The 25,771-nt window shown below is 64.9% G+C and carries 25 protein-coding genes; 5 read left to right on the top strand and 20 right to left on the bottom strand.

The features are described 5' to 3' along the window. Positions 1 to 460: VanZ family protein (locus CSC64_RS03485; RefSeq protein ID WP_162433932.1), on the bottom strand; the 460-nt coding region annotated here is incomplete at its 3' end. Next, positions 457 to 2,118, bottom strand: a complete 1,662-nt coding sequence (locus CSC64_RS03480; protein ID WP_162433931.1) for an ABC transporter ATP-binding protein — start codon at positions 2,116 to 2,118, stop codon at positions 457 to 459. The genes CSC64_RS03480 and CSC64_RS03485, both read right to left, overlap by 4 nt. 48 nt (positions 2,119 to 2,166) lie before the next feature. Between CSC64_RS03480 and CSC64_RS03475 the strand changes: the two genes are divergently transcribed. Together CSC64_RS03475 and CSC64_RS03470 are read left to right on the top strand one after the other, a co-directional pair. After that, complete coding sequence (locus CSC64_RS03475) at positions 2,167 to 2,460, top strand: PqqD family protein (RefSeq protein WP_162433930.1); 294 nt, start codon at positions 2,167 to 2,169, stop codon at positions 2,458 to 2,460. 1 nt (position 2,461) lies between these two features. Next, complete coding sequence (locus CSC64_RS03470) at positions 2,462 to 2,914, top strand: lasso peptide biosynthesis B2 protein (RefSeq protein ID WP_162433929.1); 453 nt, start codon at positions 2,462 to 2,464, stop codon at positions 2,912 to 2,914. Here CSC64_RS03470 and CSC64_RS03465 read toward each other — a convergent pair. Then, positions 2,891 to 3,976 carry a nucleotidyltransferase family protein gene (locus tag CSC64_RS03465; RefSeq protein WP_238389742.1) on the bottom strand — a complete coding sequence of 362 codons (1,086 nt, stop codon included), beginning with the start codon at positions 3,974 to 3,976 and terminating at the stop codon, positions 2,891 to 2,893. The two genes, CSC64_RS03470 and CSC64_RS03465, sit on opposite strands and share 24 nt — an antisense overlap. 124 nt (positions 3,977 to 4,100) lie before the next feature. Here CSC64_RS03465 and CSC64_RS03460 point away from each other — a divergent pair, with 124 nt between their 5' ends. Further along, complete coding sequence (locus CSC64_RS03460; RefSeq protein WP_162433927.1) at positions 4,101 to 5,072, top strand: hypothetical protein; 972 nt, start codon at positions 4,101 to 4,103, stop codon at positions 5,070 to 5,072. Beyond that, positions 5,069 to 7,051, top strand: coding sequence for an asparagine synthase-related protein (locus CSC64_RS03455; protein WP_162433926.1), 1,983 nt, complete (start codon positions 5,069 to 5,071; stop codon positions 7,049 to 7,051). The genes CSC64_RS03460 and CSC64_RS03455 overlap by 4 nt, the downstream gene beginning before the upstream one ends. A 331-nt stretch (positions 7,052 to 7,382) precedes the next feature. On the opposite strand, the gene CSC64_RS03450 is transcribed toward CSC64_RS03455, so the two are convergent. The 9 genes from CSC64_RS03450 to CSC64_RS03410 form a co-directional block, all read right to left on the bottom strand. Then, on the bottom strand, positions 7,383 to 8,552 hold the full coding sequence (locus CSC64_RS03450; RefSeq protein ID WP_162433925.1) for a glycosyltransferase family 4 protein: 1,170 nt from the start codon (positions 8,550 to 8,552) through the stop codon (positions 7,383 to 7,385). Next, positions 8,549 to 9,274, bottom strand: coding sequence for a nucleotidyl transferase AbiEii/AbiGii toxin family protein (locus CSC64_RS03445; RefSeq protein ID WP_162433924.1), 726 nt, complete (start codon positions 9,272 to 9,274; stop codon positions 8,549 to 8,551). The genes CSC64_RS03450 and CSC64_RS03445 overlap by 4 nt, the downstream gene beginning before the upstream one ends. Then, complete coding sequence (locus CSC64_RS03440) at positions 9,267 to 9,737, bottom strand: helix-turn-helix domain-containing protein (protein ID WP_162433923.1); 471 nt, start codon at positions 9,735 to 9,737, stop codon at positions 9,267 to 9,269. The genes CSC64_RS03445 and CSC64_RS03440 overlap by 8 nt, the downstream gene beginning before the upstream one ends. Positions 9,738 to 9,930: 193 nt before the next feature. Beyond that, a complete protein-coding gene (locus CSC64_RS03435) occupies positions 9,931 to 10,284 on the bottom strand; it encodes an HVO_A0114 family putative DNA-binding protein (protein WP_162433922.1) in 354 nt (117 codons plus the stop codon). Then, positions 10,281 to 10,565: a toxin-antitoxin system TumE family protein gene (locus CSC64_RS03430; RefSeq protein WP_162433921.1), complete on the bottom strand. Its 285-nt coding sequence runs from the start codon at positions 10,563 to 10,565 to the stop codon at positions 10,281 to 10,283. Before CSC64_RS03430 ends, CSC64_RS03435 begins: the two co-directional genes overlap by 4 nt. An 82-nt stretch (positions 10,566 to 10,647) precedes the next feature. Then, a complete protein-coding gene (gene asnB, locus CSC64_RS03425; protein ID WP_162433920.1) occupies positions 10,648 to 12,567 on the bottom strand; it encodes an asparagine synthase (glutamine-hydrolyzing) in 1,920 nt (639 codons plus the stop codon). 34 nt (positions 12,568 to 12,601) lie between these two features. Further along, positions 12,602 to 13,870: a type II toxin-antitoxin system HipA family toxin gene (locus CSC64_RS03420; RefSeq protein WP_162433919.1), complete on the bottom strand. Its 1,269-nt coding sequence runs from the start codon at positions 13,868 to 13,870 to the stop codon at positions 12,602 to 12,604. Further along, positions 13,867 to 14,097 carry a type II toxin-antitoxin system Y4mF family antitoxin gene (locus tag CSC64_RS03415; RefSeq protein ID WP_202922306.1) on the bottom strand — a complete coding sequence of 77 codons (231 nt, stop codon included), beginning with the start codon at positions 14,095 to 14,097 and terminating at the stop codon, positions 13,867 to 13,869. The genes CSC64_RS03420 and CSC64_RS03415 overlap by 4 nt, the downstream gene beginning before the upstream one ends. A 149-nt stretch (positions 14,098 to 14,246) precedes the next feature. Beyond that, entirely contained in the window at positions 14,247 to 15,290 is a 1,044-nt protein-coding gene (locus tag CSC64_RS03410; protein WP_162433918.1) for an EpsG family protein, read from the bottom strand. 194 nt (positions 15,291 to 15,484) lie between these two features. On the opposite strand from CSC64_RS03410, the gene CSC64_RS03405 reads away from it, so the two are divergent. Beyond that, positions 15,485 to 16,849 carry a Fic family protein gene (locus CSC64_RS03405; RefSeq protein WP_162433917.1) on the top strand — a complete coding sequence of 455 codons (1,365 nt, stop codon included), beginning with the start codon at positions 15,485 to 15,487 and terminating at the stop codon, positions 16,847 to 16,849. Here CSC64_RS03405 and CSC64_RS03400 read toward each other — a convergent pair. The 8 genes from CSC64_RS03400 to CSC64_RS03365 form a co-directional block, all read right to left on the bottom strand. Next, the gene (locus CSC64_RS03400; protein ID WP_162433916.1) at positions 16,818 to 17,909 is read right to left on the bottom strand and encodes a glycosyltransferase family 4 protein; all 1,092 of its coding nucleotides are present in this window, start codon (positions 17,907 to 17,909) and stop codon (positions 16,818 to 16,820) included. The two genes, CSC64_RS03405 and CSC64_RS03400, sit on opposite strands and share 32 nt — an antisense overlap. After that, the gene (locus tag CSC64_RS03395) at positions 17,909 to 19,108 is read right to left on the bottom strand and encodes a glycosyltransferase (RefSeq protein WP_162433915.1); all 1,200 of its coding nucleotides are present in this window, start codon (positions 19,106 to 19,108) and stop codon (positions 17,909 to 17,911) included. Before CSC64_RS03395 ends, CSC64_RS03400 begins: the two co-directional genes overlap by 1 nt. Continuing rightward, entirely contained in the window at positions 19,105 to 20,229 is a 1,125-nt protein-coding gene (locus CSC64_RS03390; RefSeq protein ID WP_162433914.1) for a glycosyltransferase, read from the bottom strand. Before CSC64_RS03390 ends, CSC64_RS03395 begins: the two co-directional genes overlap by 4 nt. Continuing rightward, positions 20,226 to 21,293 carry a glycosyltransferase family 2 protein gene (locus CSC64_RS03385; RefSeq protein WP_162433913.1) on the bottom strand — a complete coding sequence of 356 codons (1,068 nt, stop codon included), beginning with the start codon at positions 21,291 to 21,293 and terminating at the stop codon, positions 20,226 to 20,228. Before CSC64_RS03385 ends, CSC64_RS03390 begins: the two co-directional genes overlap by 4 nt. A gap of 103 nt (positions 21,294 to 21,396) precedes the next feature. Further along, the gene (locus tag CSC64_RS03380) at positions 21,397 to 22,347 is read right to left on the bottom strand and encodes a glycosyltransferase (RefSeq protein ID WP_274381621.1); all 951 of its coding nucleotides are present in this window, start codon (positions 22,345 to 22,347) and stop codon (positions 21,397 to 21,399) included. A gap of 9 nt (positions 22,348 to 22,356) precedes the next feature. Then, positions 22,357 to 23,808: a lipopolysaccharide biosynthesis protein gene (locus tag CSC64_RS03375; protein WP_162433911.1), complete on the bottom strand. Its 1,452-nt coding sequence runs from the start codon at positions 23,806 to 23,808 to the stop codon at positions 22,357 to 22,359. Continuing rightward, on the bottom strand, positions 23,805 to 24,476 hold the full coding sequence (locus CSC64_RS03370; protein WP_162433910.1) for an acetyltransferase: 672 nt from the start codon (positions 24,474 to 24,476) through the stop codon (positions 23,805 to 23,807). The genes CSC64_RS03375 and CSC64_RS03370 overlap by 4 nt, the downstream gene beginning before the upstream one ends. Further along, positions 24,473 to 25,660 (bottom strand): DegT/DnrJ/EryC1/StrS family aminotransferase, encoded by a 1,188-nt coding sequence (locus tag CSC64_RS03365; protein ID WP_238389741.1) that lies wholly within the window; start codon positions 25,658 to 25,660, stop codon positions 24,473 to 24,475. The genes CSC64_RS03370 and CSC64_RS03365 overlap by 4 nt, the downstream gene beginning before the upstream one ends. Positions 25,661 to 25,771 lie beyond the last annotated feature (111 nt).

The following is a 25,771-nucleotide window of genomic DNA, read 5'->3' as shown; positions in this document are numbered from 1 at the left end:
GGGCCGCAAACACCACCCCCAGCCCCACCGCCCCCGCGACCACGTCCAGCACCACCTCGAACAGGCTCGACGTCCGCCCCGGCACCCAGATCTGCACGAACTCGGTGGACGCCGCCAGCACGAACAACACCAGCAGCAACCGCCCGAAGCGCACCGCGGGGAAGGCCAGCGCGGCCAGCAGGCCCACGGCGGCGAACATCACCACATGCACCATGTCCACGGCCGGCCACAGCATTTCGGTCCGCGAGATCGCATGGCTCAGCCACGGGCTGGCGACGCGCAGCGCGGCCAGCTGCGTGTTCGGCAGCAGCACGGCGACCGCCACCACCAGCAAGGCCAGCACCAGGGCAGCACGCGCCAGCCAGGTCAGCCAGGCCGGTTGCGACGCCTTGCCCGCAGCCGCCGGCACCGTCCCGGCCAGGCCTGCCCCCGCGGCCAGCGTCGGATCGTCTGTGCTCATCCGTCGCGCGCGACTTCCTCCAGCCGCCCTCCGTCCAGCCGCACGATGCGGTCGGCCAGCGCCAGGCTGGCCGGGCGATGGGTGATCAGCAGCACCGTGCGCCGCGCCAGCAGCGCGTGGCATTCATCGATGAACTCGCGCTCCCCGTCCGGATCGAACATCGCCGTGGCCTCGTCCAGCACCAGTACCGCCGGGTCGCGCAGCAGCGCCCGCGCCAGCGAGACGCGCTGCTTCTGCCCGCCGGACAGCTTCACGCCCTGGTCGCCGATCACCGTGTCGTAGCCCTGCGGCAGGGCCATGATGAAGTCGTGGGCACGCGCCGCGTGCGCCGCGCGCCGGATCTCCTCGCCGTCCGCATCGGCGCGGCCATAGGCGATGTTCTCGGCCACCGTGGCGTTGAACAGCAGCACCTGCTGCGCGACCACGCCGACCTGCGCGCGCAGCGAAGACAGGGTCGCTTCGCGCAGGTCGATGCCGTCGACCAGGATGCGGCCGGCCTGCGGCTCCACCAGCCGCTGCAGCAGGTGCGCCAGGGTGCTCTTGCCGGCGCCGTTGGGGCCGGTCAGCGCCAGGGTTTCGCCGGCGCGCACGTGCAGGTCCAGCCCTTCGAACAGCGGCGGCCGCCCCGGATAGGCGAAATGCACGCCTTCGAAACGCACCTCGCCGCGCAGGTCCTGCAGCACGCGGGTGCCGTCGTCGCGCTCGGGCATCGCGGCCATGGCCTCGAGCAGCCGGTCCAGCGCGCCGCGCGCCGACTGGGTGTGGCCGTACAGCTGCGACAGCTGGCTGACCGGCGCCACCAGCACCAGGCCGTACAGGAACAGGCTGACCAGCTGCCCGGCCGTCAGCTCGTCGCGCACCACCAGGCGCCCGGCCACGCCCAGCAGCAGCAGGATCACGCCGGCGCTGAGTACCCGCACAACTGGCGAAATCGCCCCTTCCAGCCGCGCCTGGCGCAGGGTGACCAGGTGCAGGTCCAGGGCGCTGCGGCCGTAGCGCCCGGCTTCCAGCTGCCCGGTGTCGAAGCCCTTGATCACCGGCAGCATCGCCAGGTTCTGCTCGGCCAGCGCCGACTGCTCGGCCCAGGCCTGCATCGCCGCATTACCCAGCGGCCGCAGCTGCCGCCCGACCAGCTTCAGCACGATGAACAGCAGCGGCATCAGCACCGCAATTGCTACTGCGATGGCCGGCGCCAGGCGCAGCATCATCACCAGCGCACCGACCAGGGTGAACAGCAGCGGCAGCAGCGGCACCAGGGTACCGGTGAGGTAGCCGCCCAGGCGGTAGATGTCGCCGGTGAGCAGCGACAGCACGTCGCCGCGGCGGCGCTCCTGGTGCCAGGCCAGCGGCAGCGACTGCAGGTGCGCGTACAGCTGCGCGCCGGCGTCGGCCACCAGCCGGCCGGACACCGCCTGCAGCTGCACCGACACCGCATACCCGAGCGCCGCCTGCGCGGCGACCAGCGCGAACAGCAGCCACAGCAGGTCGGTGAGGCCCTCGGCGAACACCAGCCGCGAGGTCAGCTGGCCCGCGACCCAGGGCTGGGCCAGCGCCGCGGCGCTCTGCACGAACATCAGCCCCAAAGCCAGCGCCAACGCCGGCAGGTGCGGGCGCAGCAACCGCCGCAGTTGCGCCCGCGCTTCCCCTTTACCCCGCATGCCCCGCTCGCCTACCCTGTCGCCCGATCCGGGTCCGAAGTCCCTAGCATGACCGCAACGCCGCAACCCGTCACGCTCGCCCACAGCGTGCACCCGTCCGACGAAGTGCTGAAGCAGGAAGTGGGCGACGAAGTCGTGTTGCTGGACCTGGCCAGCGAGCGCTATTTCGGCCTTGACCCGGTCGGCACGCGCATCTGGGAACTGATGGCCGATGGCGCCGCACTGGCGCAGGTGCATGCGGTGCTGTGCACCGAATTCGAAGCCGAACCCGAACGCATCCAGGAAGACCTGCTGGGGCTGGTGCGCGAGCTGTCCGCGGCGGGGCTGGTCAGGATCGACTGAGATGGGGCGCCGGCTCGCACGCTGGCGCGAAATGGACTGGCGCGACAGGCGCCGCCTGCTCGGCTGCGTCGCCGGCCTGTGGCCGTTGCACGCCAGCCTGGCCGTGCTGGGCTACGCCCGCACCCGGCGGCTGGTCGAACGCCTGTCGATGCATCCCTCGCCGCAGCCGGCCAGCGAAGCCGACCTGGCCGACGCCCGCGCGCTGGCGCGGCTGGCCGCCAGCGCCGGCCTGCACAGCCTGGGCGAGGCTGCCTGCCTGCGTCGGGCGCTGCTGCTTTACGGCTGGTTGCGCCGGCGCGGCCTGCGGCCCGTGCTGCAGCTGGGCGTGCCCGCGCACGCAGACGGCCCGTTCCGCGCGCATGCATGGGTCGAACTGGAGGGCGCGCCGTTGCTGACTTCCGACGCCGGCTATCTACCCTTCGCGCGCGCCTCAGCCCAGCCCGACCAGGCGTGACCCGGCGCGGCGCAGGCGCCGCCACAGCAGCCGCGGATAGCCAAGGTCCTCGCCGTACAGCGCGCGCAGGTGTCCGGCCGGCGGCAGCAGGCGGTCGCCGAGCCAGGCCAGCCTCGCCCCCCAGCCCGGCAACGCGCGGAAGTTGAGTCGCTGGATGTAGCGCCAGTCGGACAACCTGCCGGCGTCCAGCGGTTCGGACTTGCGGCCATCGGCAAGTGCCTGCCTCACCGGCCCAGGCACCACAGTGCCGAACAGGCCTGCGCTCGCGGCCAGGCCTTCGTCGGCGATGCCGCAGGCCTGCGCCTGTAGGCAGGCGGCCACGAACCGCGGCCAGTGGCCATCGCGATCGAGCACGGCCGCCAGCAGGTGCAGGTCGTACAGCCACTTGAGGCGGTCGCCGAGGCCGGCTGCAAGGTTGGAGGCGCGGTGGATGCAGGCGTGGAGCAGGGCGTGCGGGGCGTCGAGGCCGCGTGCATGCGTACCCAGTCCGGGCAGCGGGATCGAAGCCTCGAGCAGAGTAGTGAAATCGGGTATTTGGCCCAACATCGGCCAGTCGCTCAGTGCCCAGTGCAGGTCCAGGTCGAGCTTCCCATCAGCAGAACGGCACAAGAGCTCGTGCTGGAAACGACCCGGCCGGTAAGGTGTGAAGAAGTCCAGTGACGCCAAGGTTGCGGAGGCGCGTTCTGCATCGATACGACTGGCAAACAACAGGTCCACATCGGACGCTTCACGCAGGTGGGGGGAGGGATACAGCCACTGCGACAGCGCTGCGCCCTTGAGCACCAGCGGTCGTATCCGCGCCTCATCCAGCGCCACAAGCACCTGCCGCAATCGCACTTGGCGCATCATCAAAACCGCCGTTTGTGCGCGGATCCAGTCGGCACAAGCGGCACGCACGGGCTCGGGTACTTCAGGCTGCCCATCTACCCGCGCCGCCAGCAGGCCAAGGACTCCTTCGTGCCAGGCGCAGTCCAACAGAGCCCGGGAATCCCCTACACAAGTCCGCGAGGCAGGCAAAGATCCGGCCAATGCGGCTGCAAGCGCTCCGCGCTGCCCACTCATACAGCTCTCCGACTCATCCGCACCGTAGCTGCTCCGAATGCCCGCGTCAGCAGGGGCGTGCCCGGAAACAGTATCAGGACCCGTAGTCTTACGCGCAGCAGCAAGGCCTTAGAATGCCCGACATATGCAATCCATCCCGGCCTATCATCATTATCGCTTTGGCGCCCACCTGGTCCGAACGGACGTCACCTTGCAGGCTCTGCAGCCCGGAGAAGAAGGCGCAGCAGAAGGCGGTGTGATCGAAGTTGTGGTCGTCACGCCTTGTGAGAACCCGCTCCATGTGGACACATGGCTGCATCATTGGCATGAGGATGGTGGTAGTGCCTGCGTGCTTTCGCTGGCCCGCTGTGCCGAAGCGTACAGGTTGCGCTTTCCTGGTCTTTGCGATTTTCTTATCGATCTCGGTGCCACCCGCATCACTGCCGAGCCAAGGGCCGGTCTGTCTCTCGACACCTTTGAACACCTCCTCGTGGACCAGGTGTTGCCTCGATTGCTCGCCCATCGTGGTGAACTGGTCATTCACGCCAGTGCGGTTGAGATAGGTACGCGTACCGCGCTGTTTCTTGGCCGCAGCGGCTGGGGCAAGTCCACCTTGGCGGGCATGCTGCACCATGCCGGCCATCGCCTTCTGTCCGACGACTGCGCTCTGTTGGGTACGGAGAACTTGGATGTTACCGCCGTGCCCACCTACCCCAGTTTGCGCCTTTACGGAGACAGCATCGGCCAGACTTTCGGTGAGGGGCAGGCTACTACTTCCGTGGCAGCATACTCGCGCAAGCGGCGAGTACCCGTGACACAAGTCGGCATGAGTCACCCTCGACCGGTGCACGCGATCTATCTACTCAATGACCCCACTGTGGTTGCTGTCGAACACGCTATCGTCCCACTGTCGTCCGCCGCGGCCTGTATGGCGATCGTCGAGCACAGCTTCCGGCTAGACATGAGATCGGCTTCGCATACTGCCGCGCTGCTCGGGCAGGCCGCAGAGGTGCTGCGCCGGATCCCTGCATTCAAGTTGCTGTATCCACGTGACTATGCTGGAAACGGCCGATTGACCGGTCTGCTTGAGCAGCACATCGGAACCTTGCAGGCATGAAGGCGATCTTTGGCTACTGGGCACTCGACGGTGTTCCGGACGCTGGCGCGTTGACCGCGATGCGGCATGCGGGCGTGCACTGTGCCAAGCCGCATCTGACGCAATGGAGCGAAGGGTCACTCGGCTTTGGTGCTTCTTGGTGGTCGCCGCAGTCGGGCCTGCTCATACCCAAGCTCATCGCTCGCCACCCGGAAACGGGCTGCGTAGCGGTCGCCGATGCACGTTTGGATGAGTCCGACGCCCTGCGCCATGCCTTGGAAATCCCCCTATCCGTGGCCATGAGCGCTGTCGACCTGATCCTGCTCGCTTGGCTGCGCTGGGGCGATAACTGCGCCGAGAGAATCGACGGTGATTTCGCCTTTGCGATCTACGATCCGCGAAAATCCTGTCTATTCCTTGCCCGCGATCGTATGGCCGGGCGCCCACTGTATGTGCACTATCTGCCGGGTAAACTGCTGGCCTTCGGCAGTAGTTCGCCAGCCGTGTTGGCGCATCCACGTGTGCCACACGATCTCAACGAGGCGCGTATCGCAGATTTCCTGATCGAAGGCCTGGAGGGCGTGGACTTCACATCCACATTCCACTTGGCGATCGAGCGCCTCCCACCTCGGCACACCCTGCTGGTCACCCCAGAGAAATGCCACCTGAGCCGATACTGGCAGTTGGAGCCGGGCTGTATTGGCCCGCTTCCCAAGGGTGACGACGAGTGGGCTGAGGCGCTCACCGCAGCCATGGAGCGTGCCGTGGCTCAACGCCTGGCGGGTCCGGAGCGCGTAGGCAGCATGCTCAGCGGTGGGTTGGACTCCACCTCGCTGGCCATCATCGCCGGAGAACAGCTCCAGCGTGCGGGCCGAACGAGACTCCCTACCTTTTCGGCTATCCACAGTGGCTTGCCCGGCTGCAAAGAAACCGAAGCGGTTTGCCAACTCCTCGATATGCCGATCTTCGAGCCTTATGTCACCGATCTGGCTGACCTCGGTGATCGCTTTCCCAGGCTGCTGACCTTTTTGGATGAGTTTGACGAGCCCTTCGATGCAAACATGTCGCTTCTGGATGCCCAGTATCTGGCAGCAGCGGAGGCAGGTGTCGATTCAGTAATAGACGGCGTCGACGGCGACGGCTTGTTCAGCGCTGGTGATGCATTGCGCCGACAAATCCGTAGCGGTCACTGGATAGCTGCCCGCGAGAATGCCCGTGGTCTTGCTCGCATCCATGGTGGCCAGCCTTGGCAGCATCTTCTGCCAGCGGCCCGTTCGGCGATAATGCCGGCTTGGCTACGCCGCCTTTTGTGGCCGATGCGCTCCCGGCATCGCCGGCGCCACTACGTCGAGCAGTCGTTGATCGCACCAGAGTTCGCAGAGCGTATCCGCCTGGAGGAACGACTGGAGCGCCTGCGCGCGTTGCGCTCGCTTTCCCCCCTGCCAGCGCCGGAGCCGGAGGCTGCCGAGGCGCTGATGCACACGTTCCCGGTGGTCGGTCTCGAGCGCTATTACCGAGTGGCCGCGCGCCATGGCGTCACCCCCCTGCACCCATTCACCGAGCGCCGGCTGCTGGAGTTATGCGTGCACTTTCCGGACCGCCAGCGGCTGCGCGACGGCTGGAGCAAGCCGATCCTGCGCCACGCCATGAGCGGCCGCATGCCAGAGCCCGTGCGGTTGCGAGTGGACAAACAGCATCTCGGTTGGCGGCTGGAGTTGATCCTCTGGGGGCATCGGGGGCCCGAACCCCCCCCAAATTCACGTGAGCTTTGTTCACAGCTGTCGACATGGATCGGTTCATCGCAGGCCGAAATGCTCATCAGGCAATTGGATGGGCCGGCCCGCGATCCAGCGCTGGGGAGGCTGCTATGTATGTACGCGCTGGGGCGTTGGCTATCACGGGGGGGGGGCTGTGGACTTGACGGGGGTCCAATTGTTAATGTGATGGGAAGCACGGCCCCATGGGATGGGGAGGTGCGCCAATCGGGGGGAAGGAAGTGATCGGGACCGTAGAAGAGTCATTCCAGATGCAGGCCGAAGATGGGATTTCGGAACTGCGCGCATGGCATGCGCCACATTTGGCCGCTTTCGGCAATGTTTCCGACTTGACTGCAAGCGGCACCGGCGCGACTAGGGAGATCAACCAGGATGGTGGCTTCTGGTGTTATATCTTCCCAAATATCGGGGGCTGCAGAAATTACAGGCCGTAGCTAAGACCGAAGCGGGTCCCTTATCAGCCGCCACGGGTACCTCCCCGTGTGCAGGCTAAGAGCTGCGCACTGACCTTGGAACAGTAGGTGCAAACTGCGCCTGCAGAGGACGGCGCAATAGGTCAGCGGCCGATCGGCAACTCCCGGTACACCGCCAGCGTACGTTCGATCACGATCCGCTCGTCGAACTCCGCCAGCGCGCGTTCGCGTGCGGCATCACCCAGCCGGCGGCCCAGCGCCGGGTCGTCGTGCAGCCGTGCGATGGCGGCGGCCAGTGCGGCGGCATCGCGCACCGGCACGAGCAGGCCGTCCACGCCATCGCTCACCACCTCGCGGCAGCCCGGGACGTCGGTCGTCACCAGCGCCTTGCCGCTCGCACCGGCTTCGATCAGCCCCTTGGGCAGGCCTTCGCGGTAACTGGGCAGGGCCACCACGTCCACCGAATCGAACAGCGCCGGCATGTCATCCACGTGGCCCAGCCAGCGGACCACGCCCTGTTCCACCCAGCCGCGTACGGTGGCTTCGGGTACCGCAGCCGGATTGCCCGGGTCCGGGTCGCCGGCGAGCAGGAATTCGATCGCGCGCCCTTCGCCGTGCAGCTGGCGTGCCGCCTCGACGAACTCGGCCACGCCCTTGTCCCACAGCAGCCGCGCCGGCAGCAGCACCCTGAAGGGGCCAGCACTAAAGGGGCCAGGGGGAATTCCTGTTTCAATCGGAAAATCTCCCTGGCCCCTTTTCGGGGCGAAGCGTGCGCAGTCCACGCCGGAGCCGGGGATCAGGCGGATGTGCTCCGGCGCGACCAGGCGCGCGCGCTCGAACACGGCAACGTCGTCCGGGTTCTGCAGGATCAGGCGCACATCGCGGCCATCGAGCGCGGCGCGCATCAACGTGCGCACCAGTGGCCGCAGCGCACGCGCCTTCGCGTCCTCGCTGGTAAACACGTAACCCATCCCGGTCACTGCGTTGACCCGCGCTGGCACGCCGGCCAGGCGCGCGGCCAGCGAGCCGTACACCGCGCACTTGATGGTGAAGCCGTGCACCAGGTCCGGTCGCTCGTGCCGGAACAGCCGCCACAGGTGCGCCAGCACAGCCGCCTCGCGCAGCGGGTTGAGGCTGCGCCGGTCCATCGGCACCGCTTCCCAGCGCAGGCCCAGCCCGCGCAGCTTCGCGCCGTATTCGCCCGGGGGCGACAGCAGCAGCACGTCGTAGCCGGCATCGCGCGCCGCCAGCGCCAGCGAGCGGCGGAAGTTCCACAGGTACCAGTCGGTGTTGGCGAACAGGACGATCTTCATGCCAGGCGCCCGGCAGCATTTGTCAGCCGTCGCGCCAGCAGGCGCAGCTTCTGCTGCACCGATGCCGGCGGCAGGTGGATGGACAGCGCCTCCAGGCAGCGTCGCAGCCACTCGGGGTGCTCACGCAGTCGCCGCAGCGCCGCGTGCATGTCATCCACCACGGCCGGGCCGTACGCCGAAACGGCCTTTTCCAGCGCGGGCGCCAGGCGCCTGGGCGGCAGGTCCAGCATGGCCAGGTCGATGGCGTCGCGCGCGAACACGCTGTCATTCGACCACCGGTCCGAGTTCGCCAGCAGCTTGCTGGCCGCCAGGTCGGTCGATGTCAGCGTCGCGACACCACAGGTCACATCGGTATTCGAAGGCGTGTCGAGGGAGATGCGGCCCTCGCTGATGATCTCGAACTTGATTGGCATGCCGTCCACCAGCACGAACGCGTGAATCCCGTACTGGTCCACACGCGCTTCGTTCTCCAACGCAATCGGAGGAGCGCCGGGCCGTGCCAGGGGAAGAAGATTTCGTGTGCCGCGCATGCGCTGGCGCAATTCGCGATAGCCGGCCTGTTCGGACACCAGGAAATCGACGCCCACCGACTCCCGGAACTCACCACAGCGCAGCGCGATGGCGGTACTTCCGCCAAACCAGCAGTGGAGGGAGCGCAGGAGTTCCGCATCCAGGTGTTCCAGCACCCACGCGACGCGACGATGGTGCGCACGCTCAAACACCGGGCCAGTCCCCGCCGAAGGTTTCGCGCAGTGCATGGATCAGCGACAGCTCGCCAGGCTGCAGTGCAGCCACGTCCACATGCCGCCAGTTCCGCTGGTACAGGCCGAACGCCTCACGAGGTGCCAGCGTGGTCGCGTCCGCATCCATCTGCCAGGCCAGGCGCCCCAGCTGCGGATGATCCGCAGGCCGGATGCGCAAAGGCAGCGACGCCTCGGGCGCCTGCGCCTGCGCAGGCGTCGTGCCGGCGTCTGTGGTGTACAGCCCGATGCCGAGCACGCGTGCCGCGGCCAGGAGCGATCCCAGTGCGACCGTGGGTTCGCCCTTCTCCAGGCGATGCCAGGTGATCCGCGAAATCCCCGCTGCTTCCGCCGCGGCCACCATGGAGATGCCCAGCGCCTTGCGGCGGGCACGCAGGGCGCGCCCCAGCTCCTTGGCATCTGCGGTGATATCGATGGCCGGCATACGGGTTGATCCACAAACTGTTTCTCATGCTAGACATATAGATTGAAATGTCAACTATGAGAAACAATTGGCGAAGATGGAGGGCTTCATCCCAGGCACCCGGCAGCTGTCGCCAGATGACGCGCCAGAAGGCGCAGCTTCTGCTGCATGAGTGCCGGACGTGCCCGTTGCCGCGCGCGGAGCAACCCCTCCCTCATGCCGCGTCAGCCAGGGCCAAGTGGATTTCGACGGACTCGAACGGCACGTACACGGTGCCCTGTTCGGTGCGTGCCACCAACCCCAGTTCCTCCAGCGCAGCGACATCGCCATGCACGTTGGAGTAGTTGCGCTGCGCCGCCCCTGCCAACGCATACACACTGCAGGGCCCGGCCTTGCGCAAGGTATCCAGAAGCTCGATGCGGGCCGGTGTCAGCGCGGAGAACAGCGAACGGGCCGACTCGAAATGCAGCCGGAAATCCGTGCTTGCACCGTATTCGGTAACACGCAACTGGGCAGCGGCCGTGGTGAAGGCCGAACCGCGGGGCGCAAGATCGATGATCGCTTTCATGGTGCACTCCAGTGCTCAACATCATGCTGGAAGTCGGCAAGCAACCGCTCCAGCGTCGTGAAGTCATACGGCGCTTCCATTTCGCCGAGGTGCCGGTGGTCTCCCTTGCCCCGCTCGTTGTCGTACCGGATCCGACATGCGCCCGCCGTTCCGTAAAAGAGTCTGTACTTGTATCGATGCAGGCAAGGCGGTACGGGTTCCGGCAACGCCCAGACCACCATCTGGACGATGGTGCCGTCATCGTGGACTTCCTTGACCTGGATGAGGGCGCGGGCGCTCATTTGTATTGCATGTTAGCAATATATTGCTAACATGCAATAATCCATCCTTTCTGCAGGAACCCGCCACTCGATACCCGCGGGCTCAGCCCTGCTCCAGCCACGCCTGGAACATCAGCACCGACCACAGCCGGTAGCCGAAGCTGGCCTCGCCGCACAGGTGGCGGTGCCACGCCGCGCGCACCGGCCGCGGATCCAGGTAACCCTCGCGGCGCAGGCGCGATTCGTCCAGCAGCGCTTCGGCCCAGTCGCGCAGCGGGCCGCGCAGCCAGTCGTCCAGAGGGATGCCGAAGCCCATCTTCGGCCGCTCCACCAGCGCGCGCGGCACGTGCCGGTCCAGCAGCTGGCGCAGGATCCACTTGCCGCGGCCGTCGCGCAGCTTCATGTGCATCGGCAGGGACCAGGCGAACTCCATGACCGCGTGGTCCAGGAACGGGGCGCGGGTTTCCAGCGACACCGCCATCGAGGCGCGGTCCACCTTCACCAGGATGTCGTCGGGCAGGTAGGTGAGGCCGTCGAGGGCCATCATCCGCGCCACCGGGTTGGAAAGCTGCGGCCAGCGGGTGCGGTCGTCGAGCAGGTTGGGGGGCAGGTGGCCATCCACGACCATGCCGGCGGGATCGAGCCATTCGGAGACCAGCCCGCAATACAGGTCGTCCAGGTTGCGGATCGAGCGCCCGGAGAACACCCGCGCCAGCTTGTGCAACTTGTCGTGCGCCTGTGCGGCGCCCAGGCGCGCCGCGAGGCCGGATGGCAAGGCAGGCGCCGAGCGGAACAGCGCATTGCGCACCGGTGCGGGCAGCCAGCCCACCTTGCGCCACAGTTGCGGCCCGAGGAAATAGCGGTTGTACCCGCCAAAGAACTCATCGCCCGCATCGCCCGACAGGGCCACAGTCACGTGCTGCCGCGCCAGCTTCATCACCAGGTGGGTGGGCAGCTGCGAGGAGTCGGCGAACGGCTCGTCGTACATCGACGGCAACGCCGGGATCAGCCCCAGCGCGTCGTCGGCCGAAAGCCGCAGTTCGGTGTGCTCGGTGCCCAGGTGCGCGGCCACCGCGCGCGCATGCGCGGCCTCGTCGTAGGCGCCCTCTTCGAACCCGATGGTGAAAGTGCGCACCGGTCGCGCGCTGCGGGCCTGCATCAAGGCGGTGATCAGCGTGGAATCGATGCCGCCGGACAGCAGCGCGCCCAGCGGCACATCGGCCACCATCTGCCCGCGCACCGCATCGCCCAGCAGTTGCTCCAGCTGCGCCACCGCCTCGTCATCGCCGCCGGCGAACGGCGAGGCCATGCCGCGCTCGGCCACCTCGCCCAGCGACCAGTACGCCACCGGTGCCGCGTCGCGCTGGCCGGCTGAAAGCGCCAGCCAGGTGCCCGGCGGCAGCTTGGCGATGCCCGGATGGATGGAGTGCGGCGCCGGGATGTAGTTGTGCCGCAGCAGCAGGGCCAACGCACCGCGGTCCACGCCGCCGGTGAACGCCGGATGCGCGCGCAGCGCCTTCAACTCCGAGCCGAACAGGAAGGTGTCGCCCTGCCAGCCGTAGTACAGCGGCTTCTCGCCGATGCGGTCGCGGGCCAGCCACAGGCGGCGTTCGGCCCGGTCCCAGGCGGCGAAGGCGAACATGCCGGTGCAGCGCTTGAGGGTGGCGTCCACGCCCCAGGCCTCGATGCCGGCCAGCAGGGTCTCGGTATCGGAATGGCCGCGCCAGGCCGGCGCCGCGCCGGCGCGCTCGAGTTCGGCGCGCAGATCCTGGTGGTTGTAGATCTCGCCATTGAAGGCGATCACCCAGCGCCCGCTGGCCGAAGGCATCGGCTGGTGCCCGGCCGGCGAGAGATCCAGGATCGACAGGCGCCGATGGGCCAGGGCGATGCCAGCCTCGGCATCGGCCCACACCCCGTCGTCGTCCGGGCCGCGGTGGGCGATGCGCGCGGCCATCGCCCGCGCCACCGGTGCCAGCGCATCGGCCTGCGCCCCGGGCTGCCAGAAGCCGGTCAGCCCGCACATGTCCTGGCGCCCCTGGGTCCCATGTCTCCGTGCCTCATCGATGCCCCGTTGTCCGGATATTGTTGGCAACAGCGGCCATCACGCGCTCAACGAGCTCCGGATCGCCACCCTGCTCCACGATCCCGGCGCCCACCTCCGCCAGGCAGCCATCGATTGCGTCGGCTAACGACCGCACCCGCTCAAGCACGTAGGGCTTGCGGTAGCCGGCGGCCGTGGCGAAGGCCGTCCAGTCGTCCGCACCCACCTGGTCGATACGCGCGGCCTGGCCGATGCGCAGGGCGGGCGTACGGTCCACCAGCGACTCCGGGAGGTAGACCGTCGGCACCAGGTCGTACAGCGGTGCCAGCCGGCGCCGTCCGTCGCGGTCGCACAGCAGGGACAGGTTCTTGGCGTGGGCATCGGCGTTGCCGATCAGCGCGTTGAACACCACCCAGTCCAGCAGGCCCTGTACCGCCGCGGGGCCCAGAGCGAGCTTGCGCACCAGCGCCGAACACGCGGCCAGGCCGGGGCCACCGCCAGCCTCGTATTTGAGTCCATCCGGATAGCCCAGCGCCTGGCAGAAATCCTCCTGGTGCAGGCGCTGCACCGTGCCGTCCGGCGCACGGACGCGGTCGTAGCGTTCGACCAGCAGGGCGGGCCGGTCCAGCACTTCGACCAGCCGCGCCGACGCAACGTCCAGGCCGACGTTGCGGGCCAGCGCCAGCCCCAGCGCCTCGGCATCGCGCAGCCCACGGAAGCGGTGGCTATCGGGTTTCAGGATGTGGGTGCTGGGTTCGCCGCGGTGCGGCAGGCGCAGGCGGCCGTCGGCCTCGGCCACCACCGCAAGCTTGTCCTGTGCGCCGGCCAGCGACAGCCGCATCGGCGTGCCTGCCAGCGCCCAGCTGCCTTCGCCGCCATCCTCGCCCTGCAGGAACAGGACCGCTTCCAGATCGGTCTGGTCCGCGTCCGCCGTGTCGGCCGCGTCCGCCGGCGCCTCCGGCACGCGCAGGCTGACCGCGCCGGCGCACTCGCCGCCAATGGCGGCCAGCAGGTCGAAATCATCATCGTGGGGAATCCGCAGCCGCTGCACGATGGCCTGCCGCACCGCGCCTTCGGGCAACAGGTTGCAGAACCAGTTGCGCGCCACCGCACCGGTCCAGGCCGCCTCGCGTACGGGCATCGTCACTGAGAGCGCGGGCGCTCCGGCGCGGACGTAGGCCTGGTGATAGGTGAAGACCCAGTCCTCCGGGCTGCGCAAGGGCCCGGAAATCTCCAGCGTCCCCGCCGACTGCCCGAACAGCTCCACCTCCAGCCGCCCGGTCATGTACCTGCCCCCTTGCCCGCGTCCGCCCCGGCCAGCAACAGGCGCAGGCCCAGCACGGCAAGCACATCCAGCACCTTGCCCAGCTCGGCGCTGGCCTTGCCACGCTCCAGCTCGCTGATGAAGCGCGGGCCGGTGCCGGCCAGGCCGGCCAGCCCGGCCTGGGTCAGGCCGTGGGCCTTGCGCGCCTGGCGCACGGCCATGCCCAGGGTGCCGACGTCGGCCAGCATCAAGGGTGAACCCGTACGGGAAGATATGGAGATCATCAGGCAGATGGAGACGGATTATTCCCGAGCGGGATTATTCGCCCGAAGCTGCGCTCGCGTCAATATCATTGTCCCGAACGGGAACAGGCCAAGGGCGCTCGTGGCGGACTTCCTCAAACAAACGGCCCGAACTGGTACGGCACCCAGTACCGCGCATGCGTAGCGAAGTTCAGCCACACGAACTGGGCGGCGGCGTAGTAGCCAATCACCCCCAGCACCAGCCCGGTGCGCAGGCGCACGTTGTTGCCTGCCAGCAGCGGCAGCCGCGAGAACACGAACAGCTGCAGCGGGATCAGGTACAGCGCCACCCGGTCCACCGCGGTGGAGGCGAAGGACACCAGCGGCAGGCACAGCAGGGCCAGCAGGGCGATGATGGTCCACAGCCTGCGTTCCTGTGCATCCGCGGCCAGGCGTTTGCCGTACAGCAGCATCAACGCTGCCGGCACCGCGTTCATCAGCACCCGGATCTTCGCGCCCTGTGAGTGCATCTGGTATTCGACGTAGTTGGTCCACAGTGCGTCGGCGTCGTGGGACAGCAACAGGTAGTACAGCAGCACGAAGGTGAGGCCGACCATGCCGGTGGTGAGGAAGCGGTTGCGGCTGTTGGCCAGCACCGCGATCGGCAGCAGCAACACCGCCGACTTGTGGAACAATGCGCCCAGTGCGATGCAGACCACGAACACGCGGATGCGGTGCTCGCCCAGCGCCACTAGGCCCACCAAAGCGAAGCCCAGCGCCACCGCTTGGCGGCTGTAACCCATGCCGACCACGATCAGCATGTACGGCACCGCCACCAGCAGGGCAATCCATGGCCATGGCTGCTTGCGGCAGAACACCACGGTGCCCCACATCAGCACCGCGCCGTAGAGCAGATTGACCCAGTAGACGCTGCCGCCGGCCCGGGTCGCCAGCCAGTTGACCAGGTAATGCCCGGGATCGCCCTTCTTCATGGCATCGCTGAAGTCCATGTAGCCCACGGACTTGAAGTGATCCAGATAGCTGAACCAGTCACCGCCCACTTCGTGGCGCAGGCCGATCATCAGCGCGAAGACCAGGCCAACGGACCACCAGACGACGGACTGCTGCCGTGCCGGCAGCCGCCGGGGCACCAGTACCGCCCAGGCCGGCAGCAGGAACATCAACCAGAATGGCAGCATCAGCGGTCGCTCAACCGGTACGTGTGTTGGTGACCCTGGTGGCCGGATCAATCCGGTGCATGGTTACAGTCCTTCAGGGAATGTTCCAGCCAGCGCCCTTCCATGTTGAAATCGCGCCACAATAGCGCCAGAATCGCGCCACATCAGACTGTATCGCGCCAGAATCGCGCCACATTGGCGCCATTGGAGTGGCCATGCCTCCCAGAGACCTCCGGGCTGCAATCGTCCAGACGGTGGGCCAGGATCCGCCGGGCCTGGGTCTGGAAGGGTTGCAGCGCGCTTTCCCGGATGTTGCCAGGCGGACCCTGCAGCGCCACCTGGCGGACCTGGTCGCCGACGGCAGGCTGGTTGCACAGGGCCGGGCGCGGGCACGCATCTACAGGCCGGCCGCGGCGGCGAACCACGGTGCCGCCGGCACTGGACGCACCGTTCCGGCAATCCCGCTCTCCAGCGAAGGCGTGGAAGTCCGTGCGCTCGTGCGTCGCCCGATCGAGCAGCGCACGCCGGTGGGGTATGCGCGCGGATTCCTGGCCGACTACGTGCCGAACCGGACGGCCTACCTGCCCGGACCGTTGCGCCAGCACCTGCAGCGGATGGGACGTTCGCCGGTCACCGACAGCTACGCCGGCACCTATGCACGGCAAGTCCTGGACCGGTTGTTGATCGACCTGTCGTGGTCGTCCAGCCGACTGGAGGGCAACACCTACAACCGCCTGGATACGCAGAATCTGATCCAGTTCGGGCATGAGGCCGAGGGCAAGGATCGCCTGGAGGCACAGATGATCCTCAACCACAAGGCGGCCATCGAAATGCTGGTCGACCAGGCCGGGGGGATTGGCTTCAACCGCTACACCGTGCAGAACCTGCATGCCCTGCTGGCGGACAACCTCCTTCCGGACGCTGCTGCCGGAGGCAGGCTGCGGCGCATCGACGTGGGGATCACCAACTCGGTTTTCCATCCGCTCGCCGTCCCCCAGCAGATCGAGGAGTACTTCGACCTGCTGCTGGACAAGGCCACTGCGATCGAAGACCCGTTCGAACAGGCCTTCTTCGTCATGGTGCAGCTGCCCTACCTGCAGCCCTTCGATGACGTCAACAAGCGCGTGTCGCGGCTGGCTGCGAACATCCCGCTGATCAGGCAGAACCTTGCCCCGCTTTCGTTCGTGGACGTACCCAGGGACGAATACATCGACGGCACGCTGGGCATCTACGAACTCAACCGGATCGAACTGCTGCGCGATGTGTTCACCTGGGCCTACGAACGCTCCTGCCAGCGATTCACTGTCATCCGTGATGCGATGCCGGAACCGGACCCTTTGCGGTTGCGGTATCGCGAAGTCCTGCAGAATGCCGTGGGCGAAATCGTCGCCGCTGGCGTGCGGCGCGGCGACGCGGATGCCATCAGGCGCGTGGTGCGACCGGATGTTCCGCAGGATGATCTCAACGAGGTTGTTGCGCTGGTGATCAACGAACTGCACCAGCTTCATGAGGGCAACATCGCAAGGTACCGCTTGCGGCCCTCGCAGTTCAGCGATTGGCTTGCCGCACAAGGGGAGTAGCGGACGCAATGCCCCCCAGCATGGCGACCAGGCGGGGTGCCTGGGCTTGCAACGAATACACCTCTTCCACCTGGTGCCTGCCGGCGGCACCACAGCGGGTGCGCAGGTCCGGATCGACGACCAAGCGCTCCAGCGCATGCATCCATTCTTCCGTGGTCGTCGCCAGATTGCCGTTGATCCCAGGTTGCACGATCGTGGTGTTCACGCCAACCGGCGAGGCAACCACGGGCAGGCCGCAGGCCATGTACTGGATCAGCTTGTAGCCGCACTTGCCGCGCTCCCAGGGCGCGTCGGGCAGGGGCATGATGCCGATATCGAATGTGCGCAGGAGGGCCGTCTCATCCGCCTCGCTCCAGGGCAGCGCCTGGAAGGGCGTGCCCTGTACCTGCTCCGGCCGGGCGCCCACGGCAACGCAGCGGATCGAATGACGTTGCGCCAATGCCTCCAGTGCTGGCACCAACGGGCGCAGATACCCGGCTGTAGCGGGTGAGCCGATCCAGCCGATGGTCACCGCATCCGCCTGCGCGGGCCTGGGCACCAATGGATAGCGATCCAGGTCGATCACGGTCGGCAACCATTGCGCGTCCCGGCAGCCAGCGGAGCGGGCGCGGTCGGCCAGGTAGTCGTTGCCGGCAGTGACCAGGTCGGCCCGGCGCATTACCTGGTCGATCTTGCGGCCCAGCAACGTGCGAACCGTGCCTGAGCGATGCATGTCATAGCGATGGAAGACGGCATCGTCGTAGTCCACGACGATGCGCGGCGCGCCCGATACCGCAAGCCGTTCCAGCCAGTGGGGTAGCCAGGGGAGCAGTTCCTTCTCCACCCAGAGCGCGTCGAACCGGCGGCTTCCTGCCAGCCGCGCCAGGCGTTGCGCGTAGGACCGCAACACCCGGGGCGCGGACACCTTGCCGGCATACAGGTCGGACACGTAGCCATCCGCCAGCAGCGGGGCCACCACGGTCTCGAACCCGCCCTGTTCCAGCGAGGGGACGTACTGCAGCATGCGCAGCCGGCTGCTGGCGCCCAACGCATCGTAGCGGGGAAGCATCAACAGGCGCATTACCTGGCAGATCCCAGCGACTGGTAGATGGCACGGTATCGCGCCACACCTTCCTCCAACGAAAAGTGCGCCTGCGCGCTGGCGACGCAGCGTTCGCGGACGCCAGGATCCGCGCACAGCGCAAGCAGGTCGGTGATGCCCTGTTGCAGGCTGGCGTCGTCCATCGCATCGACGGCAATACCGACGCGGTCCTGGCGCAGGATCGCGGCCATGTCGCCGACGCCGGTGTTGGCCAGGCAGGGGATGCCGCAGCCGAGGAATTCGCCCAGCTTGGTGGGGGCCGAAGCCTGCTTGGAGAATACCGGCTTGATGAAGAACACGGCTGCATCCATCCGCGCCATGAGTCCGGGGATGGCGGCCGGTTCGGCCTGCAACAGCTCAACGGTGGCGGGATCGATGCCACCGGCCTGCAGCTTCGTGCGGATCAAAGCGTGCTCGTTACGGTTGACGATGAGCAGGCGTGCATCGGGCCGCAGGCGCTGCAGGGCGCGGAAGGCCGCCACCGTGGCATCGAACAGGTACCACGTCCCCGCCGACCCCACATATCCCAAGGTGAAATGCTGCGGATCACGCTGGCCGTCGATGGGCGCGAAGCGGGACAGGTCCGCGCACGTGGGGATTACCGTGACCGGCGGCATCCGCCCTTGCAGGTAGTCGAAGCGCTGCATCTCCGCCACCGCCGCGTGGGTGAGCGACACCACGTGGTCGGCGCCCAGCAGGAACCGGCGTTCGAACCACTTGGCCACCCGGTACATACGCCCGTCACGCGGCCACAGCCCGCCGTCCACGCGCTCGTCGGCCCAGAAGCCGCGCATGTCGAACACGAAGTTCACTCCGGCCAGGCGCTTCAGTGCCAGCGCCATCACCGCCGGCACATAGCTGCGCGCATGCACGATGCCGATCCGGTGGCGCAGCACCAGCCACAGCCCGACCAGCACGCCAATGCCGATGTCCCAACCGGTGGCCACCGCGCTGGGGCGCTTGTGGTAGCGGCGCGGGTGCCAGTGGATGCCGGCCCCGGCGATGCGCGCAGCCAGCGCATCGCGTGCCCCGCGCTGCGCCCAGTCCTCGGGTTTCTCGAAACTGAGCAGGTGGATGGGCCGCCCGGCGGCCAGACGCTCCAGATAGGCCAGTACCTGCGACTGGCCCAGCGGCTCCAGCATGCCGTCGTAGGAAATGTAGAGAAGGGGGGAAGTCATGCTGTGCTCTGCCCGCGCCAGCCGGGCAGCAGCAAGTCCAAGTACTGGTCGGCGATCCTGTCCACGGAAAAGTCCTGCGCCCGCCGTTTCAGCGCGGCGGCGTCGTGGGGGGATTGCAGAGCTTCGAGCATGGCGTCGGCGAGGGCTTGGGCATCGCCTACCGGGACCAGGCGGCCATGCCGGCCGTCCTCCAGGATCTCACGTGGCCCGCTGGGGCAGTCGGTGCTGACCACCGGCACGCCGTGCTCCAAGGCTTCGACGATGACGTTGCCGAAGCCTTCGTAATCGGAGGACAGCACGAACAGGTCGGCGTGGCTGTAAAAGAGTACGGTCTCCATGGCGAAGCCGGGCAGGTAAACGGCATCATGCAGGTCCAGTGCCCGCACCTGTGCCTCCAGCGCTGGGCGCAGGTCGCCTTCGCCCAGGATCAGCAGGCGGGCATCGATGTGCTGGCGCAAGCGGGCGACGGCGTCCAGTAGCAGGGGGAAATTCTTTGCCGCCTTGAGCGCACCGACCGCGAGCACGCGCCGCTGTGGGCCCTGCGCCCAGGCTGCCGCACTGGGCGCCAGGTGGATGGAGGCAGCGTGCGAGGCAGGGACGCCAGTAACCGGGTTGTAGCACGCCAATATGCTGCCCGCCGGTAGGCCGACGAAGCGCTCCAGATCGGTTGCCGCGCCCTGCGACACAGTCATCACCGCATCGACCCGGGGCCGCATCCAGCGCATACTGGCTTTGAATGCCAGCCGTGTGAGCCATCGCTGCATCAGCGGCGAAGTGGACCAGGTGGTGTGCTCCACCACTAACAGCCTGCAAGGCACCCGCGACCACCAGCGCGCCAGCGCAGCCAGGAAAGTCAGCGGCCACATGTTGGCCAACAGGGCGGCAGGCGACGACTGCCGTAGATGCTGCAGCAGCGGCCACAGCGCGTTGCGCACCCGCACGACCCCCAGATCAACAACTTCCACCCTCTGGTCAAGCCGTGGCAGCAACTCGCCATCTGCACGCATCAGCACCATCTGTACTGGCACGCCACGACTTGCGAAGTCATTGGCAAGATTCAGGCAGACGCGCTCGGCGCCACCGCCACGGAGGTCAGGGAGGAGGATGGAAATTTGATTCATCCCGGTGGGCGTCCCGGCAAAATGCGTTTCAAGAACTCAAAGGCTCTCTCTGTAGGCCTTGGGCCAACAATCGTGCAGGCGGCTTTGTATGGAAGGCTGCCAACTGGAACGGCATCTCCATCAATCTCCATAGCTAACGAAAAATAGGTCTTCGCGGCATCTTCAAGTCCGATTCGGAGGCAATGCCTGCCTCTGGACCAACAAAGGCGGGCGATTTGCGCTGTGGCCTCCGATGAGAAGCCCTCTATTTCAGCATTGATGAATTTTACCGATTCATCAATCAGGGCAGCCTGACTCAGATGCCTGCTTTCATCTTTGCTTCTAGAAAGCCGATTCGGAGATTCATGTACTCTCGCAAGGAATGAAACTTGGTCGGCAAATCTGATAGGAATTCCACTGCTTATCATCCCAATACAGAACCAGTATTCCTCGCCAAGACTCAATCGCGGATCGAACAATGTGGTCCACGGTACGGAAAGCCTTGGCAAGAACCAAAGGCTGCTGTGCGTGGCCTGTGTCAAAAGGAACTCTGGTCTGACAATCTCAAGATGACTTGGCAGATATCCAATGTTGTACATGGCGTCGCCGACCACATTTCCGTCACATCCAATCTCTAGCGATCTCCCGATCAGCGCCTCTCCCGGAAACCTTCTGGCGACATCAAGCAGCCTGTTCAAAGAGCCAACAGGCAGCAAGTCATCAGCATCAAGGAACTGAACGTATTCGCCCCGGGCATGAAGCACACCATTTCTTCTCGCAGAACTTACTCCGGAGTTGCTTTGCCTAATAACAGTTACTTTGTCGCCATACCCGGCGAGTATTTCTTGAGTCTCATCATTCGAGCCGTCGTCTACAACAACGATCTCGATTCCATCCGCATCCTGCTTGATTGCCGAGTCAACGGCTAAAGAAATCCATCGAGCTGCGTTGAAGCATGGAATAACCACGGAAGCAATAAATTTCATTTGGAACCACGCGCCAAAATTGCTTTGAACAAGGAGCTTGGAAATGGATAAGATTCCCCTTGCAGAAGAGTGCTCCTTGAGTTGACGAAGGTGCCGCATCCACTAGCGATCAGGTGATAGCCAATGCTCGGCTCCAATGACAAAGATAGTGCCCTAGCAATGACTCGCTCCGGCTCGAATTCAGAGATGGCAATCGCAATCATCATTGGCGCGATCTTTTCAAGAATTTTCCACAAACAGCTGCCAGTGCCCTGCTGATTCCAGCCAGCTTAGTGAAATAAACAACATCACCAAGCGCTGCAAACGCACCGTCCATTTTTCGGATTGAATGAAAAGAATCGAGCAACAATCCCTCCACGCAGCGCGCCAATGAAGATGCGTCGTTCACGCCCATTTGCCGATGGAACTCTGCTAGGCGCAAATACTTCAATCTCCTGTGGTCCTTTTTAGGAAGAGAAGACCAGACGCCATCGCCAGTCACTCGATAGGCGGCGGAAACAAAAGAATCCTTTGCAATACTCCCTAACAAGGCGCAGTGGTAGGCAATCAATCGATCGCCCGAAGGGTTGTCCGGATAGGCGAGAATCTTGCCAATCAGGCCATCTGATCTCCTCCACATCATAGTCTGAGTTGGAGGAATAAATCCTTCGAGAATATCTTTCAGCGAGTAGTTTCGCTGTTCGTAGCATGTGGATGACACTTTCGACCCACTTACCACAAGCCTGTCACTAAAAACCAGCGATGCGCCTCTAGTTGACTGAAGAAAACTTACTTGCTTAGCAAGCTTTACACTTGAAACCCAATAATCATCACATTCGCAAATTGCAATAAATGCACCACGGCTAGTCGTGAGGATTCTCGCCAAATTTCTGTTCATCCCGACATTGGCGTCGGAGGAAACTATTCTTACAAGGTCCGGACGCAGAGCTTGGTATTCCAGCAAAATTTCGCGTGTGCCATCGGTTGAACAGTCTTCACCAACAACAATCTCAAACGGAAACTCAACTTCCTGCGCCAAAATGCTTTCGATGGCTTGCCGGACGTAAGCCTCATGGTTATACGCCAGCATCAGTACGCTTACCGTCGGAGAAGACGACAGTTGCGAAGGGTCGCTGATCTCGTAGTCGGTGCAATTCTGCCTATTAGGTGTCATTGCCGGACCCTACTCCTGATTTTTCGCCAAAGCTGACCTGAGAGTGGCGGCCGCATCCCGATAGGATCTGATGCTGAGAAGGTGGGCCAGGCCAACAAAGACCAACGCGCCAAGTGCCACCAATGCCATGAGTTCGATGGCTGGCTGGGGTGCCCAAGAGGTCGAAGCCCGGCGAACGATGGCAAACATGATCAGCGAGATCAGGGTAACGGGAAGGAAGTCCTTGGTTTGTTGGAAGGCGCCGTAATCAAGGAACTGCTTTGTGTAGTAGGCGTTGATGAGAAAAGCCAATGCGCCGAAAAGCACCGTACTCCAGGCGATACCCATGATTCCGTAAAGGGAGCCCAGCAAGAGCAAGCTGATGCCCAGCACCTTCTTGATCACTTCCAGCCGGAAAAACAAGTTGGAATAGCCTTGTGCCAGCAGAACATTGAGGTTGATCACGTGCAACGGCCAGAACACGCCTGCCAGGCAAAGCACCTGCAGAATCGGCGCTGCAGGTAGCCACTGTTCGCCCAGCACCGCAACGATGAACACTTCTGCGACCGCGGCCAGTCCGAACATCATGGGCACATTGATCAGCATCATCCCGCTGAGGGACATGCGCACACCGCGGCGCAGCTTCTCGGGGTCGCCGGACACCTTTGAGAAGACCGGAAGTGCCACGCGGGAAAGTATCCCGGTCAGTACGCCAACCGGCAGTTGCTTTGTGCCGTCTGCACGACTGTAGAAGCCGAGATCTCTGGCTCCGAACTGTTTGCCGATAAGCACGGAGTACAAACGGGTGTAGAAAATGTCGAGAAGACTCGATCCCAACATATAGCTACCAAATCCGAACAGTCGCCGCGCGGATGAAAAGCTGAATTCCCAACGAGGGCGCCAGCTCGAGACCCACCAGAGCATGGCCGTGGTACAGACACTGGCCGATACAACCTGTGCCGCCAAGGCCCACACGCCGGAACCCGCCTTTGCCATCCAGATTGCCACTGCGCCCGAAACAAGAGAGGCAGCCAAGCCGATCTTCATTTGGCTTCGGAATTCAAGTTTTTTTGTCAGCAACGTGACATGGATGGAGCTCAGCGCGGAAATGAAGATGTTTGCCGCCATCGCCCATGCCAATGGGACCAGCACTGGGTGACCAAAGTAGGCTGCGATGTGGCGCGAGAGCGCCACCATCGAAAGGGCAAGTACGGAACCAATTGCCAGGTTGAACCAGAACACGGTTGACTCGTCGACATGCGTAGTGTCTTGCTGCCGAATCAAGGCAGTAGAGAAACCACTGTCAACAAATGCCCCTGCAACTCCGGTGAACAGGTAGAGCATTGCAATGACGCCAAAATCTTCCGGACTCAGCAGGCGGGCCAGTGCCACGGACACCACAAACTGGACCCCATTGCGCAACAGGATGTCTGCTCCACTCCACGCTGTCGCCGATAGTGCGCGTTGTTTCAGCGACGTCATCGCTTCCTCACCGCCGGCACACCTGCCACCAGCGCCCCTGGCTCCACCGGGCGGGTGACACACGCTCCGGCCGCGATCACCGCGCCGCGGCCGATCACCAATGGCGCGCCGGCACTTCCGTTGATGATATTGGCGCCGGTGCCGATGAAGACATCTTCGCCAATCTCGACATTTCCGGAAACATGGACCCCTGGCGAGAGCGTGGTGTAGTCACCAATTTGCACATCGTGGCCTATCGTGCAGGCCAGGTTTACATGCACGTGCGCGCCAACGACGATATCCGTGGTCAAAATGCTTCCACCGCAGACTATACTGCCCTGGCTCAGCACAACGCGGGCCGAAATTTCTGCACGCGGATGGACCAGACACGTCGGCTGCAGTCCCGCCTCCTGGCACGTCAGCGTGGCCTTCCGCCGCAGCCCGGGGTCGCCCAGGGCCACGACAAAGCGATCCTCCTCTCGCGCTGTTACCTCGTCGACCAGTTGCACCTGCACGCCGTTGACCGGCGGGGTCAGATAGGCGCGCTGATCGACAAGGAAAAAGACCTCAACTCTGTCGCCCCAGCACTGCTCGGCCAACCAGGCAACCTCCCGCCCGAACCCTCCAGCACCAAAGATATACAGCCGCGAGAACCCGGGATCAGGGCAATGGAAGAAGTTGCATTTCATTTCAGTTTTCCCCCCACAACCTGGCCAATGATTGCCGCGACCACGCCGATGTCCTGCACGGACAGCGTGGTTCCGGTCGGAAGAACGATCACTCGATTAGCAACCTTCTCCGTGTTCTCCAGCACCAATCCCGCATGTGGAAACAGGTCGCGATATGGCTTCATGCGGTGGCAGCCCGGCCAGAAGTATTTACGTGCCAGCACGTTCTCGGCGTGCAGCGCCGCCACCAGCTGGTCGCGGCTGGCGGGGCAATCGTCGTCCACCTCCAGGATCACGTACTGGTAATTGTTGAGCTCATCCTTGTCGAAGGTGACCAAGCTCAAGCCTGGCAAGCCCGCCAATGCCTCGCGATAGGCATGGTAGTTGCGGCGGTTGGCCTCGATCACCGTGTCCATGTAGTCAAGGTTGGTCAGGCCCATGGCCGCGCAGACCTCGATCATCTTGCCGTTGGTGCCCGGATGGATGACGTTGTCAAAACCGGCAAATCCGAAGTTGCGCATCAGGCGCATGGTTTCGGCCAGCTCGTCGTCATTGGTGACCACCGCGCCGCCTTCAAACGTATTGAAGAACTTGGTGGCGTGGAAGCTCAGGACTTCGGCGCGACCGAAGTTTCCGATGCGCTGGCCGGCATGCGAGCACCCAAAGGCATGGGCGGCATCGAACATCAGCTGTAGCCCATGTTCGTCGGCAATCGACTGCAACGCCTCCACCGGTGCGGCACGGCCCCACAGGTGTACGCCGATGATGCCGGTGGTACGCGGCGTGATCATGCTTCGCACCGCATCGGGGTTCAGGTTATGGGTGCGCGGATCGATGTCGGCGAAAACCGGCGTGATTCCCTGCCAGTGCAGCGCGTGTGCGGTCGCGATGAACGTGTAGGAGGGAACGATTACCTCGCCTGTCATGCCTAACGCTCGAATGGCGATTTCCAGAGCGATGGTGCCGTTGCACATGGCGACGCAGTGCTTGACGCCCAGGTGCTCGGCAACTCGGCGCTCGAACTCGAGTACCAGCGGCCCACTGTTGCTCAGCCAGCGACGATCGAACATTTCGCCCGCCAACTGCATGAACTCGTCCCGGTTACCGATGTTCGGGCGGCCCACATGCAGCGGCTCGGTGAATGCCGGTGGCGCGCCATGGATCGCCAGGTCGGCGGTAGTGTTGATCTTCTTGGTGGTACTCACCGCATTCCCGTCCATGCTCATCCCCCGTAATACCCCTGATGCCATTTCAGACCCTGCCTCCCCTGTTCCGCCACCATTTCAACGGTCATCTGGCTTGCGCGCTGCGGCGGC

Origin of the sequence: Pseudoxanthomonas koreensis (genome assembly GCF_010093225.1) — a bacterium.
GTDB classification, from domain to species: domain Bacteria; phylum Pseudomonadota; class Gammaproteobacteria; order Xanthomonadales; family Xanthomonadaceae; genus Pseudoxanthomonas; species Pseudoxanthomonas koreensis.
Note: the sequence above shows the minus strand (reverse complement) of the source record. Positions and strands in the feature narration are given on the sequence as shown.

What these genes read in the sequence shown, in the direction of transcription:
- CSC64_RS03420 (WP_162433919.1), bottom strand. Translation starts at nt 13,870, where the DNA reads ATGACCGGGCGGCTGGAGGTGGAGCTGTTCGGGCAGTCGGCGGGGACG.
- CSC64_RS03455 (WP_162433926.1), top strand. Translation starts at nt 5,069, where the DNA reads ATGAAGGCGATCTTTGGCTACTGGGCACTCGACGGTGTTCCGGACGCT.
- CSC64_RS03480 (WP_162433931.1), bottom strand. Translation starts at nt 2,118, where the DNA reads ATGCGGGGTAAAGGGGAAGCGCGGGCGCAACTGCGGCGGTTGCTGCGC.
- CSC64_RS03390 (WP_162433914.1), bottom strand. Translation starts at nt 20,229, where the DNA reads ATGAATCAAATTTCCATCCTCCTCCCTGACCTCCGTGGCGGTGGCGCC.
- CSC64_RS03435 (WP_162433922.1), bottom strand. Translation starts at nt 10,284, where the DNA reads ATGAAAGCGATCATCGATCTTGCGCCCCGCGGTTCGGCCTTCACCACG.
- CSC64_RS03430 (WP_162433921.1), bottom strand. Translation starts at nt 10,565, where the DNA reads ATGAGCGCCCGCGCCCTCATCCAGGTCAAGGAAGTCCACGATGACGGC.
- CSC64_RS03440 (WP_162433923.1), bottom strand. Translation starts at nt 9,737, where the DNA reads ATGCCGGCCATCGATATCACCGCAGATGCCAAGGAGCTGGGGCGCGCC.
- CSC64_RS03475 (WP_162433930.1), top strand. Translation starts at nt 2,167, where the DNA reads ATGACCGCAACGCCGCAACCCGTCACGCTCGCCCACAGCGTGCACCCG.
- CSC64_RS03395 (WP_162433915.1), bottom strand. Translation starts at nt 19,108, where the DNA reads ATGACTTCCCCCCTTCTCTACATTTCCTACGACGGCATGCTGGAGCCG.
- asnB (WP_162433920.1), bottom strand. Translation starts at nt 12,567, where the DNA reads ATGTGCGGGCTGACCGGCTTCTGGCAGCCCGGGGCGCAGGCCGATGCG.
- CSC64_RS03450 (WP_162433925.1), bottom strand. Translation starts at nt 8,552, where the DNA reads ATGAAGATCGTCCTGTTCGCCAACACCGACTGGTACCTGTGGAACTTC.
- CSC64_RS03370 (WP_162433910.1), bottom strand. Translation starts at nt 24,476, where the DNA reads ATGAAATGCAACTTCTTCCATTGCCCTGATCCCGGGTTCTCGCGGCTG.
- CSC64_RS03400 (WP_162433916.1), bottom strand. Translation starts at nt 17,909, where the DNA reads ATGCGCCTGTTGATGCTTCCCCGCTACGATGCGTTGGGCGCCAGCAGC.
- CSC64_RS03415 (WP_202922306.1), bottom strand. Translation starts at nt 14,097, where the DNA reads ATGCTGGCCGACGTCGGCACCCTGGGCATGGCCGTGCGCCAGGCGCGC.
- CSC64_RS03410 (WP_162433918.1), bottom strand. Translation starts at nt 15,290, where the DNA reads ATGCTGCCATTCTGGTTGATGTTCCTGCTGCCGGCCTGGGCGGTACTG.
- CSC64_RS03460 (WP_162433927.1), top strand. Translation starts at nt 4,101, where the DNA reads ATGCAATCCATCCCGGCCTATCATCATTATCGCTTTGGCGCCCACCTG.
- CSC64_RS03385 (WP_162433913.1), bottom strand. Translation starts at nt 21,293, where the DNA reads ATGCGGCACCTTCGTCAACTCAAGGAGCACTCTTCTGCAAGGGGAATC.
- CSC64_RS03470 (WP_162433929.1), top strand. Translation starts at nt 2,462, where the DNA reads ATGGGGCGCCGGCTCGCACGCTGGCGCGAAATGGACTGGCGCGACAGG.
- CSC64_RS03465 (WP_238389742.1), bottom strand. Translation starts at nt 3,976, where the DNA reads ATGAGTGGGCAGCGCGGAGCGCTTGCAGCCGCATTGGCCGGATCTTTG.
- CSC64_RS03405 (WP_162433917.1), top strand. Translation starts at nt 15,485, where the DNA reads ATGCCTCCCAGAGACCTCCGGGCTGCAATCGTCCAGACGGTGGGCCAG.
- CSC64_RS03380 (WP_274381621.1), bottom strand. Translation starts at nt 22,347, where the DNA reads ATGACACCTAATAGGCAGAATTGCACCGACTACGAGATCAGCGACCCT.
- CSC64_RS03375 (WP_162433911.1), bottom strand. Translation starts at nt 23,808, where the DNA reads ATGACGTCGCTGAAACAACGCGCACTATCGGCGACAGCGTGGAGTGGA.